Genomic DNA, 21,297 nt, shown 5'->3' with positions numbered 1-21,297 from the left:
GTGAGTCATCATGAGTTCAGGGTCTCCGAAGCAACAGGGCCTTTATGACCCGCAGCACGAGCATGATAGCTGCGGCGTCGGCTTCGTGGTCGACCTCAAGGGGCGGAAAACGCATAGGCTGGTCCACGACGGCCTGACCGCGTTGATCAACCTGAACCATCGCGGCGCTTGCGGATGCGAGGACAACACGGGCGACGGGGCGGGGATCTTGATCCAGATCCCGCACGAGTTCCTCGTGGCCCGCTGCCGTGACGCGGGCATCGAACTGCCCGGCCCCGAAGAGTACGGCGTCGGCGCTTTCTTCACCTCGCCCGATCCCGCGCAACAAGCCTTCGGAATGGGCCTGTTCGAGGAGATCGTCGCTGAGGAAGGTCAACAATTCCTCGGCTGGCGGAAGATCAAGACCGACAACTCGCTGCTAGGCGAGGGCGCTCGATCCGTCGAACCGACGATGTATCATGCCCTGATCGGTCGTGGGCCGACCATGACCGACGCCGATCGGTTCGAACGCAAACTATTCGTGATCCGTAAAGTCTTCGAGACCCGGCTCGAGCGATCTGGCCTCGATGATCATAAGTTCTTCTACTTCTCGAGCCTGTCCTGCCGCACCGTGGTCTACAAGGGGATGCTCACCCCCGACCAGGTCGGCCCTTACTTCGCGGACGACCTGGACGATCCGCTCCTCACCAGTTCGCTCTGCCTCTTCCATTCGCGGTTCAGCACCAACACCTTCCCGAGCTGGGAATTGGCCCACCCCTATCGGATGATCTCGCACAACGGTGAGATCAACACCTTGCGGGGCAACATCAACTGGATGCGGGCCCGCGAAGCCCTCTTCGAGTCGAATCTCTACGAGCCGGGCGACGTCAAGAAGCTCTTGCCCATCATTCGTGAAGGCTTGAGCGACACCGCATGTCTCGATAATGCGGTCGAGTTGCTCGTCAAGTCGGGCTTCAGCCTGCCGCACGCGATGATGATGCTGATCCCCGAAGCCTGGGAAAATCATGAGACCATGTCCCAGGTCAAAAAGGATTTTTACGCCTACCACACCTGCCTGATGGAAGCCTGGGACGGCCCCGCGTCGATCGGCTTCACCGACGGCAAGAACATCGGCGCGGTGCTGGACCGCAACGGCTTGCGGCCCAGCCGCTACGTCGTCACCAAGGACGACCTCGTAATCATGGCCTCCGAGGTCGGTGCCCTGGACATCGCCCCCGAAGACGTCGTCCTCAAGGGACGGCTCGAACCCGGCAAGATGTTCCTCGTCAACCTCAAGGAAGGCCGGATCGTCGACGACGAGGAGCTCAAGCACTCGATCGCCTCGGCCAAGCCCTACGGCAAGTGGCTCCGTGAGTTCATGGTCCCGCTCGCCGAGGTCCCCTCCGCGCCTCATGTGCCGGGTCCTGACCACGAAACCTTGCTCCATCGCCAGCAAGCGTTCGGCTACACGCTCGAAGACCTGAAGTACATCCTCGGCCCGATGAGCAACAACGGCGAGGAATCGCTTGGCTCGATGGGAACGGACACCCCGTTGGCCGTCCTTTCCGATCAGTCTCAGCCGTTGTTCAACTACTTCAAGCAGCTCTTCGCCCAGGTGACCAACCCACCGCTCGACGCGATTCGCGAAGAGCTGGTTACCTCAGTGTTGACCGGCGCGGGGGGAGAGGAAAACCTGCTCGAGCCGACCCCGGAGAGCTGCCGCCAGATTGCCCTGGACCTGCCCGTCCTCGATAACGACGATCTCGCGAAGCTGAAGCAGCTCGAAGGCTGGCGCGGGTTCAAGTCGGCCCTGCTCCCGATCCTCTTCCCCGCCGCCGAGGGGGCGGCCGGGCTGGAGCGCTCGCTCGACGAGATGTTCACGAAGGCCGTGGAGGCGATCGAAGCGGGAGCCAACCTGCTCATCCTCTCCGACCGGGGCGTGGATGCTCAGAACGCGCCGATCCCTTCGCTCCTGGCCTGTGCTGGACTGCACCATCACCTGGTCCGCAGGGGCCTGCGATCCCGCGCCGGCGTAGTGATGGAGTGCGGCGACGCTCGCGAAGTGCACCACTTCGCCCTCCTCCTCGGCTATGGGGCGGGCTCGATCAACCCGTATGTGGCCTTCGAGACGCTTGACGACATGATCAACCAGGGGTTGATCAAGCCCGAGATCGACCACGCCGAGGCGGTCTACCGCTATCGTAAGGCGATCAAGAAGGGGGTCGTCAAAGTGATGTCCAAGATGGGCATCAGCACCATCCAGAGCTACCGAGGCGCCCAGATCTTCGAGGCGATCGGGCTGAACAAAGAGTTCATCGACCGCTACTTCGAGAAGACCGCGTCGCGGATCGGCGGCGTCGGGCTCGAGGAGATCGCTCGCGAGACCTTGACGCACCACCGGCTCGCTTACAACGCTCGCGAAATCGGGCCGACGATCCTCGAGGAAGGGGGCCAGTACCAGTGGCGCCGGGATGGCGAGTTCCACCTGTTCAACCCCGAGACCGTGTTCCGGCTCCAGCACGCCACTCAGGCGGGTCGATTCGACATCTTCAAGAAGTACACGTCGCTCGTTGACGACCAGAACGAGCGGCTCTGCACCCTCCGTGGCCTCTTCCGCTTCAAGTTCGACGAGCGGACCGCGATTCCGATCGAGGAAGTCGAGCCGATCGAGGCGATCCTCAAGCGGTTCGCCAGCGGAGCGATGTCGTACGGCTCGATCAGCGGCGAAGCCCACGAGACCTTGGCCATCGCCATGAACCGGCTCGGCGGCAAGAGCAACACCGGCGAAGGAGGCGAAGACTCCGCCCGGTTCACCCCCTTGCCCAACGGCGACAGCAAGCGAAGCTCCATCAAGCAGGTGGCCTCGGGACGGTTCGGCGTGACGAGCGAATTCCTCGTCAACGCGGATGAGATCCAGATCAAGATGGCCCAAGGGGCAAAGCCCGGCGAAGGGGGGCAGCTCCCCGGCCACAAGGTCTACCCCTGGATCGCCAAGGTCCGGCACTCGACGCCCGGCGTCGGCCTGATCAGCCCGCCGCCGCACCACGACATCTACTCGATCGAGGACCTGGCACAGCTCATCCACGACCTCAAGAACGCGAACCCGAGAGCACGGATCAGCGTCAAGCTCGTGGCTGAGGTCGGCGTCGGCACGGTCGCCGCAGGCGTGGCCAAGGCGCACAGCGACGTGGTCCTGATCAGCGGCTTCGACGGCGGGACCGGGGCCAGCCCGCTCACGTCGCTCAAGCATGCCGGGATCCCCTGGGAACTCGGGCTGGCCGAGACTCAGCAAACACTCGTCCTCAACCGGCTCCGCGACCGGATCGTGGTTCAGGCCGATGGCCAGATGAAGACCGGCCGCGACGTCGTGATCGCCGCGCTGCTGGGGGCCGAGGAGTATGGCTTCGCGACCGCCCCCTTGGTCGTGATGGGCTGCATCATGATGCGGGTCTGCCACCTCGACACCTGCCCGGTCGGCATCGCGACCCAGAACCCGAAGCTCCGCGAGAAGTTCGCCGGCAAGGCTGAGCATGTGGTCAACTTCTTCAAATACATCGCCGAAGAAGTCCGCGAGCTGATGGCCCAGCTCGGTTTCCGCACCCTCGATGAAATGATCGGGCGGAGCGACCTGCTCGACATGAAGCCGGCGCTCGACCATTACAAGACGCGCGGGCTCGACTTCAGCAACATCTTCTACCAGCCGCCGGTTGGCCCCGACGTCGCGGTTCGCCGGATCCACGAACAGGACCACGGCCTCGACAAGGCCCTGGACCAGGAACTGCTCGTTCTGGCCGCGCCCGCCTTGGAGTCAGGCAAGCCGGTCGAGCTCACCCTGCCGATCCGCAACGTGAACCGCACCGTGGGCACGATCCTCGGCAGCGAGCTGACCCGTAAGTATGGAGCGGCCGGACTCCCCGACGACACGATCAAGATCAAGTTCAACGGCTCCGCCGGCCAGAGCTTTGGCGCCTTCGTTCCTCGCGGAATGACGATGACCATCGAAGGCGACGCCAACGACTACGTCGGCAAGGGTCTCTCGGGGGGCAAGCTGATCCTTTATCCCCCTAAGAACGCGAGTTTCGTGCCCGAGGACAACGTCCTGATCGGCAACGTCGCGCTCTATGGAGCGACTGCCGGCCTGGCCTTCTTCCGTGGCCGCGCAGGGGAACGGTTCTGCGTCCGCAATAGCGGGGCCAGGGCCGTCGTGGAAGGGACCGGCGACCATGCCTGCGAGTACATGACGGGGGGCGTTGCCGTCGTCATCGGCCCGACCGGCCGAAACTTTGCCGCCGGCATGAGCGGAGGCGCGGCGTTCATCTTCGATGAGACGGGGGATTTCCCCCAGCGGTGCAACCTCGAGATGGTCGACCTCGAGCCGCTTCGTGACCCCGAGGATATCGAGATCATCCGCGATCTGCTCCTCTCGCACGCGGGGTACACCGGCAGCAAGGTCGCCGCTCGGCTCCTTGGCGACTGGGAGTGGGCCGTCGAGAAGTTCGTGAAAGTGATGCCCGTCGACTATCGCCGGGTTCTCGAAGAACAGAAGAAACTGGCCGAAGCCAAGCGACTGGACGAGCTGCAATTGGAGGTGAGAAATGGGTAAGCCGACCGGTTTCATGGAGATTCCTCGCGAGTTGCCGACCCGGCGGCCGATCCCGGACCGGGTCAACGACTACCTTGAGGTCTACAACCCATTCTCCGAAGACAAGCTCCGGGCCCAAGGGGCCCGGTGCATGGATTGCGGGATCCCGTTCTGTCACCAAGGCTGCCCGCTCGGCAACCTGATCCCGGACTGGAACGACCTGGTCTTCCGCGATCAGTGGCGTCACGCGCTCGAACGTCTGCATGCGACCAATAACTTCCCCGAGTTCACCGGCAAGCTCTGCCCGGCGCCTTGCGAAGCCTCGTGCGTTCTCGGGATCAACAGCGATCCCGTGACGATCAAGCAGGTCGAGGCGAACATCATCGAGAAGGCCTGGGCAGAAGGCTGGGTCGTCCCCATGCCTCCCAAGGTTCTGACCGGCAAGACCGTCGCCGTCGTCGGTTCCGGCCCCGCCGGCTTGGCCACCGCGCAGCAACTGGCCCGCGCAGGGCATACGGTCACAGTCTTCGAACGCGACGACCGGATCGGCGGCCTGCTCCGCTACGGCATTCCCGACTTCAAGATGGAGAAGCAGCACGTCGATCGCCGCGTCGCCCAGATGGAAGCCGAAGGGGTGATCTTCCGGGCCGGCGTCAACGTTGGCGTCGATATCACGGCCGAGCAACTGCTCGCTGAGTTCGACGCGATCTGCCTGTGCGGTGGGTCGACCCTCGGACGCGACCTTCCGATCGAAGGCCGCGAACTCGATGGCATCCACTTCGCCATGACGTTCCTCCCGCTCCAAAACAAGCGGGTTGCGGGCGACGTCATTGACGATGCGAACTTCATCTCCGCCAAGGGGAAGGACGTCATCATCATCGGCGGCGGCGATACCGGCGCTGACTGTTTGGGAACCGTTCACCGTCACGGTTGCAACAGTGTCCATCAGTTTGAGATCGTCCCCCGCCCTCCCGAGTCCCGCACGCCGACCAACCCTTGGCCGCAGTGGTCGAACGTCTTCCGGGTTTCCTCCGCGCACGAGGAGGGGGGTCAGCGGGAATACGCGATCAACACCAAGCGGTTCGTCGGCGAAAACGGTCGCGTGACCCACTTGGAGACCGTTCGCGTCGAGATGAAGGTCGAAAACGGCCGACCCCAATTCATCGAGATCCCAGGCAGCGAAAAGCAGTACCCCGCAGACCTGGTCTTGCTGGCCATGGGCTTCGTCGGCCCCGAACGCAAGGGCCTGCTCGATCAGTTGGGCGTCGAGCTCGACCGCATGGGCAACGTCAAGGCCGGCCCCGACAAGCGCACGAGCGTCGACAAGGTCTTCACCGCAGGCGATATGACCCGCGGCCAGAGCCTGATCGTCTGGGCAATCGCCGAAGGGCGACAAGCCGCCTTCTCCATTGATGAGTACCTGATGGGGCAGTCGCTCCTGCCCAAGCCGCTCGATCACGGCAACTCCGCTCGACCGTTCGCATAAGCGGAATGAGCGACTCGAAACCACGATGAACCAACGCCCAGTCAGGGCAGCCTCATCCCAGGAGGCCGCCCTGACTGGGCTTGTCCGTTTTCTCGCTCAGCCTTCTCACGGGGCGTTGTCCGAATGACCCGTGGGACTGAAACAATCGCCTAAGCTATTGGCCACGGTTACCATAGTTAATCTAATGCTGTTGGGTGCCACGGGTTGTACTCAACCCGTGAGCCAAAAACCAGGGCTTCCGCTCACGGGTTGAGTGCAACCCGTGGCACCCAGGGCCTGCGCCATTCATAAAGGAAGACCATATCCAACGGCTTAAAGCTTGTTCTGGCGCAGCCTCTCCGAGTCGACAACGATTTGCTCACAATTGATTTGTGAGCAAGCTCCATTGCCGCACGGCCTCAGCAATGGTAGCGACTTCCGCCATCGCACCCAGGCCCACGTCGCCACAGGCCAGCCGCTTGGCCTGGGGGGGGACGAGCACGAGCTGCGGCGCCTGCCTGGCGAAGACTTCGGCCGCCTCGTTGAGATCCCAGCCTGCTTCCACCGGGCCGTCGCCACGGTCTTCAAGGAGTTGGCGCAGGTGGCGCAACGTCACGGGACTCTGCCACATCAGCGTATTCATTGCAGGGGCCAGGATCACCGGCTTGGTGAAATCCCAGGCCCGGAACAGGCAGGTCAGAAAGTTGTCCGATAACCCGAGTGCGAATTTCGCCAGGGTGTTGGCGTCTAGCGGGGCCACGATCAAGAGGTCGGCCCATTGTCGAAACGCGATGTGTAGGACCGGGTCATCACGCTGATAGCGCATGCCGGCGCCGGTGCCGGTCCACTCGTCGGCATCACGAAAGAGCGGACCTCCCAGCGGGTCCCGCTCATCACGAGCGAGTTCCTCGGGATCGAAAAAATGGAGCGCAGGCTCCGTCGAGACCACGCGCACCGAGTGCCCCGCTGCGCGGAGCGACGCGTAAAGCGCGGGGGTTCTCACGGCGGCCACCGATCCGGTCACACCCAAGACAATTCGCGATGCGGGTAGGGGATTCATTCGATTCGCGAGCCCAACTCGCTCAACACAAGTGAGCGAGTGAGGCCATCAGAAGAAAGGTGAACAGACATCATTATTACTAAGGGGGGGGGAACCAACCCTCACCGGCGGTCGGCGGAAAGAGGCTCAACCGCGTCGTTGACAGCCTGGGTCAAATTGTTCCAGAGGGTGCGCCGGAGTTGCTGAGTCTCGCGGCGCGTCAGGAGCAGGCGTTCTCCCGCCCGTTCTACTAGCGCCGAGACGATGACCTTCAAATCGGTCTGGAGCAAACCCGACAAGTCTTCGAACTCGTTAGGCAGTTCCAGAGAGCGGAGCGGAGTCTTCGAGTTGCATATGGCCATCGAAACCCTCCTTGGCTGGGGATCACCACTGTTGCGCGGACTCCTCCCGGGCGAACTCAAGCTAAACCGTGGTCCTATCCCCAGTCAAGTTTATTTCGTCGTTACTTCTGTGTTCACCTTGAGCCCGAGTCCGACTTTTGAGGAGCACTCGCGACCAAATACTCCTCGCTTACGAGAACAATGCAAGTATCGCGCCATATTCTTGATTCCACTGGCGGACATGGTTTAGATATCGATCGGATCGCGATCCCTGAAGATTAAAACCAGACTGGTTCGGGTTCTCGCGAGGAACCAGGGCCGATGGCATCCTGAACCAGTTCGACCAGTCGAGGGCCGTCAATAAGTTCGATCGGGTGCTCGGCGACAAACTTTTCGGCTGCCAGTGAGAACGTGCGCGTCGTGACAAAGAATCCTTTGTGGCTCCGCGTGTGGTGAACCGTGCCGAGAAACTTCTGAAGTTCGGGCGAGCCAACGACCCCGCGGCTGTGATACTTGCACTGGACGACGGCAAGCAGGCCGTCGCGTTTCACGCGCAAGTCGGCCCCTTGGTCGCCGGATCCACCAACAACCTCGACCTCATAACCGAGGGCTTCAAAGACCTCGGCCACGAACTCTTCGAAGCCCTCAGGGGTCAACGTTCCGAGCTGCGCGAGCTTCAGGTCGGCACGCTTGGCCTGGAGCCGGAGCCGCTCGGCCCGCTCACGGGCCTCGCGGACCTCGTCACGGACCTCGTGCAAGGCATGCTCAACTTCCTTGCGTTCATTGCCTTCAAGGCGGTCAACGTAACGCTCGATCTTGTACAGGGCGTTCCGGATCGTATTGTCGAGCCGAGCTCGCTCCGCCCGGGTCAACTGGTTCTGATAGCGACGGAACACGGCATAGTGCAAATGTTCGAACGCCCCCGCGAGTTCCTCAGGCGACCGGATCGCCGGCGCATCCTCCTGATAAGGGAGGCTCGTCCAGAGCAAACCCTGGCGACTCCCGGTCGAAGGCGTCTCCGCCCCCTTGACCTTGAGCGGCGTCGACGAGCTGCTTTGCTCTTTGATCCACTCCAGCAGCATCGAGGCACATTGCGGCCCGAGACACTCCATCGCCCTTCCTCTCCTGATTGGTCGGCCGGCCTTCGGAAATGGAGGCGGATTGGCCTTTCTTGTTCCGTCGAGCCGGATCGACTCCCCCTACTTCTCGTTTCTTCAGCATCACCTGAGCCGACCGGGCGGGCAAACAAATTCTCCGGTCTCGCGACCGATCCAGTCTCACCCCGAAGTTCCTTCGCGTTGACATCCCGGCGTTCCGGGGCCAACATTCAGAGTCTCGGGTCGGAATTGAACCCGACCACCGAAGTCCAAGGAAGGGGCCGACCGATGGGTAAGTTTGCCGTGATTCTTCCGGCTGCGGGACGTTCGACGCGGTTCGGCAACGCGAAGCAGAAGAAGGTCTTCGCCGAGCTCGACGGCCGCGCAGTCTGGCTCCGTGCAGCCGAGCCGTTCGTCAACCGCGACGACGTCGCTCAGACCATCGTCGTGATCGCCCCCGAAGATCGTGAGCTCTTCGAGTTACGGTTCCGGGCCAGCGTCGCCTTCTTGAACATCCGCGTCATCGACGGGGGCGCGGAGCGGTCCGACTCGATCGCCAAAGCGTTGGAGATCCTCGAACCCGATTGCGAATTCGTGGCGATTCACGACGCGGCACGCCCGTGCGTGACCGGCGACCAGATCGACGCCGTCTTCGCAGCGGCCAGGGAACACGGCGCCGCGCTCCTGGCCGTCCCGGTCGCCGACACGATCAAGCGCGTCGGAGCCGACCGGCTCACCACCGAGACGGTCCCGCGGCGCGATCTCTACCTGGCGCAAACGCCGCAAGTCTTCCGCCGCGAGCTTCTGCTCCGCGCTTACGCCAATCGGGCGAAGTTAGGAGCCGATGTGACCGACGACACCCAGCTCGTGGAAGCCATCGGTCAATCGTGCGCGGTGGTCGAGAGTACGTCGATGAACCTCAAAATCACGTCCCAAGCCGACCTCCGCCTCGCCTCGGCCGTCCTCCAGGCCCTCCCCAAGCCGAAACGCGACAGCCCCATCCACCCGTTCTCCGACGAACGGGCCATGTGGTAAGGACCTTGTTTCCTGAGGCGAGCGTCACTGGCTAGCCGAGAGGCTGAAACAGGGTTTGCTCAGCCGTGCGCGTGAGCATCCATTCGCGGTCTTCGGGGGTCAGGAAGTCGAGCCCTGTGCGAATCAGGTCGATGCTGTCACTGTACTTGTCCCGATCAACCTGGAACGGACAGTCCGTCTCCCACATACAGCGCTTGGCGCCGAACGCCTGAACGACCGACCGGATCAAAGGGGCGAGGTCGAGGTACGGGGCCTTCTTCTTCCCCAAGGCGTAGAACGCCCCCACTTTGACCAGCACCTTGGGGTGCTTGGCCAGCGCACAGAGGGCGTCGACCTCCTCTGGCTTGATCGTGCCATCGACCCCGATCCGGCCAAGGTGATCGATAATCACCGTCGTGCGGGGGAATTGAGTGCACATCCGGTCGACTTCGGGGAAGCCGTCGGGATTGATCAGGCAGCTCAGGGCCTGCTTGGTCTCGGCGGCGGCGGCGAACATGGCGGCGTAGCCGGCAGGCTCCAGCCAATGCGCGGGGGGCTGCTTGCTGAAATTCGGGGCGATCCGAAAGGCGCGAACCCCTTTGGGAAGCAAGGCCCGCATCGCCTCGTCCGGCTTGGGAGCGAGCGGATCGACAATGCCGGTACCGACGAACCGATCAGGATAGAGCTTGATCATATCGAGCATATACGAGTTGTCGAACTCGTAATAGCTCATCTGGATCAGGTTGACCCGCCCCACTCCGGCCGGCCGGCAGTGGGCGAGCAACTCCTCGGCCGTGAACGACCGTGGCTGCATGTCGGCGACCGTGAACCCCTTGGCCAGCGGGTAGTGCGCGACGTCGGGTGTCCAGATGTGTGAATGCGCGTCGATGTACGGTTCCAAAGCCATCCCCAAGCTCTCCAGGTATTCGCAAAGCGAAGCCAAAGGCAAGATCAGGCGAGCACCTCGGTCACGACCTCGCTGTCGGGCATGAGGGCCATCGGACGCCCTTGCTTATCGACGAGCATGGTCCCGGGGTCGACCCCCATCAGGTGGTAAATCGTGGCGAGGATGTCCTTGGGGGAAACCTTGCGTTCGACCGGGTCGCTGGCGATCTTGTCGGAACGGCCGACGACGCGCCCCCGCGCCACCCCGCCGCCCGCCATCAAAACCGAGTAGCACCGCGACCAGTGGTCGCGGCCTCCCCCCCCACCCGTGCTCAGAATCGGCGTCCGACCATGCTCGCTCAGGCAGACGACGAGCGTCTCGTCGAGCAGGCCACGGTTGTCGAGGTCAAGCAAGAGCCCGGAGAGCGTCTGGTCGAGGCCGGGAAGGAGCTCTTCCTTCATCCGGGGGAAGTGGTCCCAGTGAGTATCCCAGCCGGTCCCCGCCAGTCCATACTCGTCCCAGAAGGCGGTGATGAACCGGCCCCCCGCCTCGACCAACCGGCGCGACGTCAGGGCGGCCTGGCCGAACAGGGTCATGCCATAAAGCTCGCGCGTCGCAGCGGTCTCCTGTTCAAGGTCGAACGCATTCCGCAGCCGGTCGGAGCCGAGCAGGCTGTAGGCCATCGCACGATAGTGCTCGATGCCCGCCCCTTTCGTCCCGGCGTCGAGCTCGCGGCGGGTCTGCTCGAACTGCTCGAGAAGGTTTCGACGGCGGTCAAGCCGGTCGAACGTCAGGTCGGGGCCCAGGCTCGACACCGAACCAAGCTGGAACCGGCTCTCGGGGGTGATCCCTCGGTACGGTTCGAAGTCGTTCCAGGTTTTGTCGGCGAGCGTCTTCGAGGCCTTCTTGGTGGCCTTGCCGACGAATTCGGTCGAAACGGGGTCGTAGGCCTGGCCGAGGAAGCCGCCGTACGGACCCGCGCGAGCGACTTCGCCGACCCGTTGGCTGCTGAACGCCCAGGGGAGCACAAGGTTGTTCGGCACCTCAGGCTGGGTCGTCCCTGCCTTCGAGCGTTCGACGTAATCGATCACCGACCCGATGTACGGCCATTGCCCTTCGCCCCTCGGGTTCAGCTCCAAGGGGGCATCGATCCGAGGAATCCCGGTCGTCGCGTAAGCCACGCCGTGCAGCGGGTACGGGTGGGAGACCGACCGGATCACGGTCACCTTGTCCATGACCTTCGCCATTCGAGGCAGAAGCTCACAGACGTCGAGGCCAGGAACTCGTGAGGGGATCGATTTCAGCTCCCCTCGAATTTCTTCAGGCGCGTCGGGCTTGGGGTCGAACGTCTCGAGCTGGCTGGGCGACCCGTAGAGAAAGAGAAAGATGCACGCCTTGGCCTGGCCGAATTGACCGGCCGTCGCCAGCGGCGCAGCGGTCGCCGAGCGCGCGGCACCCCGGCCCGCAAGCCCAAGGCCCATCAGACCGAGCGAACTGACCTGGAGCAGGTCGCGACGCGTCATTCCATTGCAGAAACGCTTCGGACCACCAAGAACGCGAAGCATGGCCACCTCAGGACAGGGACCACTGGCAGGAGGAGGGAACCAGGCTGCGCGGGAAAAGCAGCCTGGCCAGCATCCGTTTTAGGACATTGCGACGACATTATGCCAGTTCAAGGTAGGTTAAACAACCTTGGGGCACCGATGCCTTGATTTTCCCTCCAATCCCGGGCGGCTCAGGCTCAGGTCATCGCGACTTGACGACCAAGGTGCCGGCAATGAGGTCGTGGAGCCCCTGCTTGCGTTCGGTAAAAGCCGCCATGATATAGCCGATTAACAAGAGGAGCCCCGAAAGCACCTTGGCAAACTCACGCACGAACGCCTTTCCGAAGCTGAGCCGACGACCGTTGAGGTCGACCACCTTGATGCCCATCGCCCTTTTTCCCCAGGTCGCCTGCTTTGAAGAGCTCGTCATCCCCACGTAATAGCGGATACTAATAAGTATCCCGACGAGGAAACCGGTGATTTGAATCACCGTCATCGACACCCCGGCCAGGGCCAGAACGAAACCGAGGGTGAAGCCCACGAGATTATTCGCGAAGCCAACGATGATCGAGTCGAGAAAGAACGCGGCGAAACGCCTCCAGAACCCGGCGTACTCGAATCCCTTTTCCATGACCGGAGCATGGTAAGAGAAATCCGCATTCGGTGCCGCGTAGGGATTATTCCCAATATCTTCGACATAACTCATCGCACAGGCTCCCCATTTCCCTTGGAAGGGAATCGAAATTAGGCCGCTCTAAAATCCTTGCCATCTCACTATTCGGCGCAGCATAGGGATTATTCCCGAGATCATCGACGTCAGGGAGCCGGGTGGAGTGACCCCGCCCGGCTCCTCAAAACCAGATCACTGATTTAGCGCACGATCGCCTTGAACGTCACGAACCCTTCGACGCCAGGCGCGAGCGAGCCGGGGAGATCCCAGCGGAGTTCGGTCGAGCCGGCCTTATTCTCGCCCGCGGTAAAGACGGTGCCTTTCGGTCCTTCGGAACTGCCGGCAACGTAGCCGAACCGCGGCAAGAGGCTGTCGATCACCGAGACCGAGCGGATCGGCGTATTCCCCATGTTGCGGAACTGGATGACGAAGGTGAGGGTATCCCCCTGTTCGGCCTCGCCCGAGCTGACACGTTTGATCACGGCCAGGCCCGGCTTATTCGGCGGTTCTTCGACACCCACCGTCTCGCGCGGGGTCCAGGTCATGACCGTCTGCCCTGCCCCTTCCACGATCCCGGTCACCACGGCACTCTCGGCCGTCTTGATTCCGAGCGCGGGGATTTCCTCGCGGAGACCGATCGTCTTCTGGCGATTGCTCGACTGCTCGGGGCCTTGAATCAGGCGAGCGCCCGCGATGTGGGTCATGATGCTGAATCCGTTGAGCACGCGGATCTCGGAGTGGGCTCCGGCGAAGACCCGGCTGGCCATCCCCGAGGCGCGGGCCCGATGCCGGTTGGCCTCGGCCGCCTCGTTCTTCACGAGCCGCTTCGATTCCTGCCGGGCCAAGAGGGCCACTTGGGCCTCGACGATCTCGGCGCGACGGGGTCCCTCGACGGCCAAGGTCTCATTCGGGCCGACGCTGAGGCGAACCTCGGCGAACCGAGGGGCATAGACGCAGACCATGTTGGTCGGCAAGATCCGAGGGCGTTTGGTATCCGTGAACTGGATGACCGCGTCACGCGGGTCGATGCCGAGCAGGCCGCCGTCGCCGCCGAAGTGGGCCGGCTCGGCGTGGTCGCCGCCGTCGCAAAGGTATTCGTCGCGGGGGATCCAAGGGCGGCCGGGAGGCGGAGGGGTTCCTCGCACCGGGCCACAGGGAAGCTTGCAGGCACCGCCGTCCGAACCCGAGAACGGGCAGCGGTCCGGCCCTGGGGGGACCATTCCTGGGCCGAGAATTCGCTCACCGTTCAGCTCCTCAATGGACGGCTTGCGGCCACCGATTCGCAAGATCGCCATCACTCGCCCCAAGGCCGCGCCCACGCGGAGCGGGTCCTCGGACGGGGTGAGCGTCACGATTGGGATCTCCCCTTTCGGCAAGCTGATCGGCAACGCCTGGTCGGGATCTTCGAGGTAGACGACCTGGGTCACGAGCCGGCCGTGGTCGACGGCGTCAAGGAAGTCATCCTCGCCGAAGTGGACCTGGATGGGAAACTTGAACGGATCCATTCCCGCCGGCCGATGGAGGTGGCCCACCACCTCCACGACGGGGAAGAGCTCCGCATCGGGCCGGCCGGGCAAATCCCAGAGGCGGAGCCGGTAACCGACCCCGACCTTCAACCCGACCAGGCCTTCCACCGGCCCTGAGCCTGCGGCAAAGCCAATCGGTTCGGGAGGGGGGCCGAGCACCTCGACGTGCGCTCCCTCAGGCACCTGAAAGCGAACCACCTGAATGTGGGGAGGGAGGACGGGCACACCCACCCCGGCCTCCAGCACGACCGTGCCGGGCTCGGATGTAGGCGCAAGGGACGGCGAAACGGGGGGCATTGGCGCGGCCGAAACAGGCGGAGGGGGCGCAGGCACGGACGCGGGTGAAGACGGGGGTGTCGGCGTGAACGACTGGGCCACGCCCCGGGCCGGGCCGAAGGCAATGGCAATGGCGACCGCAACCCCGAGCGGCCATGCAAGGCGCGCCGTCCGGCTGCCGGTGCGGCGGATTGTTCCCTGAAGGCTCATCTCTTCATTTCCTTGATTCGTTGGACCAGGGGATCGCGATCTCCCGAGTCGCGAAGGCGCACCCAAATAACGGTGCCGGGGTGTCTCTCGGCGGCTTGATCCGCTCCTTAAAAGGGGTGATGGCCCTGATGAGCGGCGCACGTCCGCGCCGGGGCGTGCGAAAAACCCCGGCGGATCGCGGTTCGAGCACGCGACCGCCGGGGCGATGGTGAGTCACGAGGGTTGGAGCCGAGGCTCCTCGGCCGCGATCAAGGATTGGCGGCGGGCGGAGGCACCGTGTCGGCCGGCGGCGCCGGCGGTACCGATTCGGCCCCTTCCGTCACCGGGGCGGGGGGGGCCGGAGCCGGGGCCAGGGGAGCCGCAGCAGGAGCCGGGGAGACCGGAGCCGCTTCCAGCGGCACGTTCTCCAAGGCCGGGGGAGCCACGATCCCCGAGGGGAGCGTGCCGGGCGGCAGCGAGCCAGGAGCCAAAACCGTTCCGGGGCCCGTAATCACGCCGCCGATCACGTTGGACGGGACCGTGGTTCCCGAGTTGGGCATCTCCAGGTCGATGGCACCGACCCGGACGATCAGGAGGATGGTCCCTCGCTTATCGGCCTCCAGGATCGGGTCGACACCAGGCTCCAGCCGCGTCGAGACCAGGGTTTCAACCCCGGCGATCGCCAGTTCCTGGAACTTGGGATCGGGCAGGTAGATGACCTTGGTCACGAAGTTCCCGCCGTCGACCACCTGGTCGAAGTCCTCGGCCGTGAACTGAACCGGAATCGGGTTGTGGGTCAGGTAGGCGTCGGTCTGCGGCGTCGAGGGGGCCACCTCGATCGTCGGGTAGAGCTGAACGCCGGGCCGGCCCGGAATATCCGTCAACTTCAGGCGATAGATATACCCCTGCATGAAGTTGTAACGCGCCGGCACCGTGAGCTGGGCCGGGACGTAGACCCGATCAGGGCCGCCGGTGCCGGTCTGCCAGCCGATCTTCATGGTGTCGGGGTCGAGGAAGTAGATCTGGCTCCGGACGTTGGGGAACCGTCGTCCTGACTGAGCACCACCGGGTCCACCGCCGGGACCACCGGGTCCACCGCCGGGACCGCCCGGTCCACCGCCGGGACCGCCCGGTCCCATGCAGCTCGGACCGCCATCGCAACCGGGATGGCCATGCGCACATCCCATGCCCGCCCCACCTTGGCCAATCATGCCGCCCGGCGGGGGCGGGCCATGCATGACCGCGTGAGGACGGAAGAGTTTCTTGAGACCCACGTTGGGTTTACTGTAACCATACCCGTCCCCGGCGGTCGCCGCCGCCAGGATCAGCAAACCGATCGTATGCATGGATATTCTCCAACATCCGCGACCGAGGCCGGCCGTCGCCAAAGCAAGAGCGAACGCCGATCGGGGAAAAACTCACCATCGTTCCAGGAACTACCGCAACCACCTCGCCCGTTGACGAGGCCCGTCGCGGGTGAGGCAGACCGGCCCCTCAGGAATATGCGAGCGAACAGCTCCGCCGTCCACCTCTCGCACCCTTCGGCCGGACTTGCGTCGTATGACGCCTAGCGATATGATCGGGCATTCCTTTCCGACCCTTGAGGAAAAGCCCTACATCCCTACCATGCCCAAAAATCGGATCATCCCCGCGACCGTAATCGCGGTCGCTCTGTCGGGCCTATTCCAGACGTATGGGCAACCGGCCAAACCCGCGCCAAATGCGGCGGGCGGGCCTCCCGCCGGTCCTGCTGCAGCGCCGGCCAAGCCCGCGCCTCCGACCGAGGCCGAGATCCTGCTCGACGAGGCCATTAAAAAGGTCAAGGCACTCGATTCGGTCACGGCCGAGATCCTCGAAAAGGTCTCCATGCTCGACCAGAAATTCGAGATCAAGGGCCGCTACCGCAAGGCGTCCGGGGACCGACTCTACCTCAAGCTCGAGGTCCACGACCTGCCCGATTCCTCGGGCCTCATGCAACAGGTTTGCGACGGCACAACTTTCTGGGAACACCAGAAAGTCTTCGATACCCAGATCTATCGCAAGCTTGAGGCAGGAGCGATCCTGGCCAAACTGAGAGGGATCGATCTCGACGAAGAAATTCGCGAAAAAATCATGATCCAGCTCGGCTTCGCCGGACCCGACGCACTCCTGGTCGGCCTCCGCAAGACGATTACGTTCGATCAGAAAACCAAAGGGACTCTTAACGATCGCCCGGTCTGGATCCTCCGGGGGAACTGGACAAACCGTGAGGGTCTTTTCGGCCCGAACTCACAGCCCCTCGGCCCGACCATGCGGCTGCCTTCTTATGTCCCCAGCCTGGTGACGGTCTATCTTGGCGAGGACGATTACTGGCCTTACAAGGTCACGCTCGTCGGACAGCAAGCCTCGCCACTCCTTGGAGGCATGGAAGATACCCGCCCGATCGGCCCCAACGGAAGACGGATCGGCTCCCTGAACTCGATCCAGAAGCCTCTCTTGACCCGGATCGAGCTCATCTATTCCGAGGTCAAGCTCAACACGCCCGTGCCCGATCAGGAATTTGTCTTCACTCCTCCGAAAGACGTCCAGCCTGACGACAAAACGAAGGAGATCCTCGACGGTCTGGAGCAGGCCTCGACGATGCAGGCGGCCAAGAAGAAGGCGGAAGCCGCCAAGGGCGAAGACGACTCGCTCCTGAACCAAACGATCGAGGTGCCCAAGTCGGCGGAGCCCGGCGCCCAGGTCCCCTCACCTCGTCCGGACACGTCGCCCACGTCGAAGTAAGGGAATTCCCTCTGGAACCACGGGCATCCCACCCGTGGTCTTTGGGGAGAGGTTCGCTCGATTGTCGGGCCCCGTAACCTGCGATTTAATAAGCGTCGGGTTCCAGTGCTCCCCCTTCTGGTAAGAAGGGCTGGAGGGGACAGCGTTCGCATTTGGCGACGCTCGGCTTACAAAATTCGCGGCCGACCTGTGCAAACCAACCGGAGAGTCGGTTCAAGGTCTCCGAATCCTCATGGCCCGGCCTCTCCATGACGGAACGGGCCTCGTCATACTCGGCCGTCGGATCGAGCCAACCATGCCGGACCAGGATCCGGTAGGTAGCCCGGTCGACAGGATAGACGCCCCGATGTCCCGCTAAGAGCAGGATCTCGTCGGCCGTGGCTGGGCCGATGCCGGCCAAGCCTCGCAGTTCTTCGCGAAGCTCACTGGTCGAGATCGATTCATCACGGAGCGGGTCGGGGGATTGCTCCTGGCGAGCCAATACCCAAGCCGCCATGCGTCGGACCGGTCCGAGGACTCGGGCCGGCGGTGAGATGCCAAACGCCTTGAGCGTGTCGACGATCTCAGCGGGATCCGCCTCAGCCAGCGCCTGGGGCTCGAGGAGCCCGGCTTCGGCCAAGGCACGAAGGCTTTTCGCAACCTTCTTAGCGTCGATGGATTGTCCGAGAATCACAGCGACGGCTGCAGCAAATGAATCAGCAAGTCCCTCAGCGACCGAATCGGGGCGTCCGAATCGTTCGCCGAGGGCAAGTTCGATCGTGGAAAAGGACTCGTCGAAGGTCGGCATCGCCGAATCCTCGCCTCATCGCCGATCCCAATCAGAACAGGACGCGAGGGAGGGTCGGCACCCTCCCCATTTTTCGTCCCAAGACAGCGACAATCCCAAGCGAATTAGGCCGTGGCCTTCGCCTTGGCGAGAGCGGCCTTGTAGTCGCGTGCCAGCTTGCTCTTACGGCGGGCCGCCGTGTTGGGATGGAGGACCCGGCGCACCCCGGCCTTATCGATCTTGGCGGTCGCAACCCGGAAGTCGGCCTCGGCCTTGTCGAAATCCTTGGCGACGACCGCCGCCAAGGTTCGCTTCACATAGGTCTTGATGATCTTCTTCGCGATCCGGTTGTGCATCCTGCGCTTGACGCTCTGCTTCAGTCGTTTAATCGCGGAAGGCGTATTCGGCATGACTTGTTCCAAAAGGCTTAATCGGTACGGTCCGAACACGCCCGGTTGGTTGGGCGTGGCGGTAACGACCTTGGCCCCATTCAAAAGTTCCAGTTTCGGCGAAACGGCGAGGATATCACGAACCGGGGCATCAATTCAAGCTCTGAAGCCGCTGCGCAACGTCGAGATAGTTGTAGTCGTTGGCGGCGACCTCGTTGTAATGCTCTTCGGCCACCTGCGGATTGCCTTGGGCCTCGGCAACTCGGCCCAAGCGGTAATGGAGGGCGTTGACGATCCCCATGTCGGTCGAATCGGCGGCCTTCAGCGCATCCTGGTACATGCGCTCGGCCAGTTTCAACGACCCCTTGGATTCAAAGCTCAACCCACTCTGGTGAAGTGCCTGGACTTTGTGGTCGGCGCTGGCCCGCGCTTGCTGGAAGGCGGCAATCGCCTCATCGTGCTTGCCGGACCGGGCCAGCCTGATCCCCAGTTCGAGTTGCAGCCCCATGTCGTCGGGCTGAAGTGTAAGCCGACGCCGGAACTCTTTGATCTGGTAGTCGTTCAGCAGGGTGGTGAACTCTTCGAGCTTCGCCTTGGCCTTCTCGTCGTCCGGCTTCTCGGCAAGCCTGCGGGTGCAGCGATCGATGGCTCCCTGGATCCGGCTGATCTGGATCTCGGCATGGGCGAAGGCCAGGTCCCGATTGCCGGGGTTCGCCTTGAGGCCGCGAGCCATGACCTTCTCGGCCTCTTCAAGCTGCCCGCGCAATTTGAATAGGTCCGCCAGTTGGAGATAGGAGGAGGTCCGCGTCGGATCCTCCAGGATCTCTTTCTGATAGCGTTCCTCGGGGGTCAGCTTCTGGGCCTTCATCTCCTCGAGTTCGGCCTCGCCCGGACCGCTCGGAGCGTCGTCGTGCTTATCGATCGCGTCGCTGATCCCTGACCGCTTGATCGACGCCTGAGCCGACAGGCTATTGATCTGCCGGTTCGCGTTCTCATCGTTGGGATCGATCTTCTTGACCTTCTCCCAACAGGCGATGGCCTTCGGCCAGCTCTCGTTGATCTCATGAATGTGGGCCGCGAACCGGAAGAACTCGGCGTCGGTCGCCTGCATCTGGACCGCCTCGACGATCCACTGGGCCAGGTTGTTATAGCCCAGCTGCTCGGCCGCTTCGGCAGCGTCCCGGGAGACCGAGATATCCCACGGATTGTTGACGAACGCCTCTTCGCAAATTTCCAGAACGTTCTTCCAGTTGCTCTTGGCCTTCGAGGCCCGGGCGCGGAGCCGGATCGGCTGGTTCTTCGCACCAACCAGGCGGCCGACCTTGGACGGGTCGTTGGCAAACTTTTTTCGCTCAATGCCTCGGAGTGCCGCACGGTAGAGCAGATTTTCCACGTCGATCTTGCACGCTTCCCGATACATCTGGATCGCGTACTCGAAATTCTGCTTCATCGCGGCATCGTTGCCGTAATTGAAAAAAGTCTGGGCCTTCGTGAAATCCGATCCCGAGGACATCAGGGCGAACCCTCCGAAACCGAGACGTGGCGCTGTACTGTCGGGAGCCCACGCGATGCTCCGAACGACCCCGCGGCAGCCTTTGCGAGGCACGACCCGACCTTGATACTAGTGAAACCAGACACAACTTACGATGCAAGACTGAACTTCAGAACGGGGACGACCAACCGGGCGAATCTTCTTCCAGCCCGCAGATTTGCGCTTCTCGTCCCACGTCGTTCTGTGTTTTCTTGAAAGATGGAGAATCCCTCGATCGTCGAGCGGCTCTTCCCTTAAATTGTGCAGGCTTCCGTGGCCGCGGTCAACTCCGGATGCGGGTTTATAGGAGGGTTCGGCCGATGAATCCGATTTTGCGAGACACAGGATTATCCCAGATCGTGGCTACCGAAGCCCCCGAGCCTCTGGCCGAAGGCTTCGAATTCACCGAAGGACCACTTTGGTGTCCCGACGGTTCCGTCCTCTTCCAGGACATCCGGGCCGAGCGATCCTATCGGCTGCGCCCCGATCGCTCGGTGCAGATCGTTCGTGAACAGACCGGCGCCGCCAACGGTCAAACCTATGCCTCGGACGGCCGTATTGTGTTCTGCGAGCAGAACGGTCGGCGGATTTCCGCCATGAATCCCGACGGAACCAACGTCCAGACGATCGCGGAGACATGGTCGGGGAAGCGGCTCAATAGCCCCAACGACATCGTGGCCCGCTCCGACGGAGGTCTCTACTTCACCGACCCCCCCTACGGCGTTGCTCCCAAGGACCGGCAACTGCATTTTCAAGGCGTCTACTTGCTCGATGAACGCGGCGAGACGCGACTGCTGGCGGACGACTTCGAGAAGCCCAACGGCCTGGCCTTTTCCCCCGACGAGCGCACGCTCTATGTCTGCGATACCGCGCGGTATCACGTCCGCGCCTTCGACGTCGAACCATCGGGAACGCTCCGGATCGGCTCGAGTCGGGTGTTCGCAACCATGGATCCCGACCAGCCCGGAGGCCCCGACGGCATGAAGGTGGACCGCGACGGCCGGGTCTACGTCGCCGTCGCCCAAGGGGTCTGGGTTTACGAGGCTGGGGGCACGCTCCTCGGAATCATCGCGCTGCCGAAACGGCCCGCCAACCTCGCCTGGTCCGAACCCGACGCCAAAGCCTTGACCCTGACCGTCGTCGATCGCCTTTATCGCGTTCGACTCAACGTGGCCGGCATCCTGCCGCCGTTCACACCACTTGCCCCATCGGCCTGATGAGCATCCAAAGAGAAGCGGCT

Annotated in this window: 16 protein-coding genes; 5 read left to right on the top strand and 11 right to left on the bottom strand. The window is 63.1% G+C overall.

From position 1 onward, the window contains the following. Nucleotides 1–10: 10 nt before the first annotated feature. Nucleotides 11–4,582 carry a glutamate synthase large subunit gene (gene gltB, locus SINAC_RS23900; RefSeq protein WP_015248136.1) on the top strand — a complete coding sequence of 1,524 codons (4,572 nt, stop codon included), beginning with the start codon at nt 11–13 and terminating at the stop codon, nt 4,580–4,582. After that, entirely contained in the window at nt 4,575–6,047 is a 1,473-nt protein-coding gene (locus SINAC_RS23895) for a glutamate synthase subunit beta (RefSeq protein WP_015248135.1), read from the top strand. The genes gltB and SINAC_RS23895 overlap by 8 nt, the downstream gene beginning before the upstream one ends. 358 nt (nt 6,048–6,405) lie before the next feature. Here the strand turns inward: SINAC_RS23895 and SINAC_RS23890 are convergent, their stop codons facing one another. The 3 genes from SINAC_RS23890 to SINAC_RS23880 all read right to left on the bottom strand — a co-directional run bounded on the left by SINAC_RS23890 (nt 6,406) and on the right by SINAC_RS23880 (nt 8,518). Next, nucleotides 6,406–7,086 carry a flavoprotein gene (locus SINAC_RS23890; protein WP_015248134.1) on the bottom strand — a complete coding sequence of 227 codons (681 nt, stop codon included), beginning with the start codon at nt 7,084–7,086 and terminating at the stop codon, nt 6,406–6,408. A gap of 101 nt (nt 7,087–7,187) precedes the next feature. Next, on the bottom strand, nt 7,188–7,427 hold the full coding sequence (locus SINAC_RS23885; protein ID WP_015248133.1) for a hypothetical protein: 240 nt from the start codon (nt 7,425–7,427) through the stop codon (nt 7,188–7,190). A 257-nt stretch (nt 7,428–7,684) separates the two neighbouring features. Beyond that, the gene (locus tag SINAC_RS23880; protein ID WP_015248132.1) at nt 7,685–8,518 is read right to left on the bottom strand and encodes a restriction endonuclease; all 834 of its coding nucleotides are present in this window, start codon (nt 8,516–8,518) and stop codon (nt 7,685–7,687) included. 273 nt (nt 8,519–8,791) lie between these two features. Between SINAC_RS23880 and ispD the strand changes: the two genes are divergently transcribed. After that, nucleotides 8,792–9,538 (top strand): 2-C-methyl-D-erythritol 4-phosphate cytidylyltransferase, encoded by a 747-nt coding sequence (ispD, locus tag SINAC_RS23875; RefSeq protein WP_015248131.1) that lies wholly within the window; start codon nt 8,792–8,794, stop codon nt 9,536–9,538. 31 nt (nt 9,539–9,569) lie between these two features. On the opposite strand, the gene SINAC_RS23870 is transcribed toward ispD, so the two are convergent. The 5 genes from SINAC_RS23870 to SINAC_RS40990 form a co-directional block, all read right to left on the bottom strand. Next, entirely contained in the window at nt 9,570–10,424 is an 855-nt protein-coding gene (locus SINAC_RS23870) for an amidohydrolase family protein (protein WP_015248130.1), read from the bottom strand. Between the two features lie 44 nt (nt 10,425–10,468). Then, nucleotides 10,469–11,968 (bottom strand): DUF1501 domain-containing protein, encoded by a 1,500-nt coding sequence (locus SINAC_RS23865; protein ID WP_015248129.1) that lies wholly within the window; start codon nt 11,966–11,968, stop codon nt 10,469–10,471. Nucleotides 11,969–12,149: 181 nt separating this feature from the next. Next, nucleotides 12,150–12,653 carry an RDD family protein gene (locus SINAC_RS23860; RefSeq protein ID WP_015248128.1) on the bottom strand — a complete coding sequence of 168 codons (504 nt, stop codon included), beginning with the start codon at nt 12,651–12,653 and terminating at the stop codon, nt 12,150–12,152. Between the two features lie 164 nt (nt 12,654–12,817). Further along, nucleotides 12,818–14,629 carry a DUF11 domain-containing protein gene (locus SINAC_RS38195; RefSeq protein WP_015248127.1) on the bottom strand — a complete coding sequence of 604 codons (1,812 nt, stop codon included), beginning with the start codon at nt 14,627–14,629 and terminating at the stop codon, nt 12,818–12,820. Between the two features lie 248 nt (nt 14,630–14,877). Further along, the gene (locus SINAC_RS40990) at nt 14,878–15,954 is read right to left on the bottom strand and encodes a hypothetical protein (RefSeq protein WP_015248126.1); all 1,077 of its coding nucleotides are present in this window, start codon (nt 15,952–15,954) and stop codon (nt 14,878–14,880) included. A 214-nt stretch (nt 15,955–16,168) separates the two neighbouring features. On the opposite strand from SINAC_RS40990, the gene SINAC_RS23845 reads away from it, so the two are divergent. Continuing rightward, a complete protein-coding gene (locus SINAC_RS23845) occupies nt 16,169–17,371 on the top strand; it encodes a LolA family protein (RefSeq protein ID WP_015248125.1) in 1,203 nt (400 codons plus the stop codon). Between the two features lie 85 nt (nt 17,372–17,456). Here the strand turns inward: SINAC_RS23845 and SINAC_RS23840 are convergent, their stop codons facing one another. The 3 genes from SINAC_RS23840 to SINAC_RS23830 all read right to left on the bottom strand — a co-directional run bounded on the left by SINAC_RS23840 (nt 17,457) and on the right by SINAC_RS23830 (nt 20,039). Continuing rightward, on the bottom strand, nt 17,457–18,158 hold the full coding sequence (locus SINAC_RS23840; RefSeq protein WP_015248124.1) for an endonuclease III domain-containing protein: 702 nt from the start codon (nt 18,156–18,158) through the stop codon (nt 17,457–17,459). Nucleotides 18,159–18,262: 104 nt separating this feature from the next. Continuing rightward, nucleotides 18,263–18,547, bottom strand: a complete 285-nt coding sequence (gene rpsT, locus SINAC_RS23835) for a 30S ribosomal protein S20 (protein WP_015248123.1) — start codon at nt 18,545–18,547, stop codon at nt 18,263–18,265. Between the two features lie 130 nt (nt 18,548–18,677). Next, a complete protein-coding gene (locus tag SINAC_RS23830) occupies nt 18,678–20,039 on the bottom strand; it encodes a tetratricopeptide repeat protein (RefSeq protein WP_015248122.1) in 1,362 nt (453 codons plus the stop codon). A 338-nt stretch (nt 20,040–20,377) separates the two neighbouring features. Here SINAC_RS23830 and SINAC_RS23825 point away from each other — a divergent pair, with 338 nt between their 5' ends. After that, the gene (locus tag SINAC_RS23825; protein WP_015248121.1) at nt 20,378–21,274 is read left to right on the top strand and encodes an SMP-30/gluconolactonase/LRE family protein; all 897 of its coding nucleotides are present in this window, start codon (nt 20,378–20,380) and stop codon (nt 21,272–21,274) included. The last annotated feature ends 23 nt before the right edge of the window (nt 21,275–21,297 follow it).

The sequence above is a fragment of the Singulisphaera acidiphila DSM 18658 genome, from assembly GCF_000242455.2.
In the GTDB taxonomy this organism is placed as follows: domain Bacteria; phylum Planctomycetota; class Planctomycetia; order Isosphaerales; family Isosphaeraceae; genus Singulisphaera; species Singulisphaera acidiphila.
The sequence above is the reverse complement of the archived record's forward strand: the minus strand, read 5'-3'. Positions and strand labels throughout refer to the sequence as shown.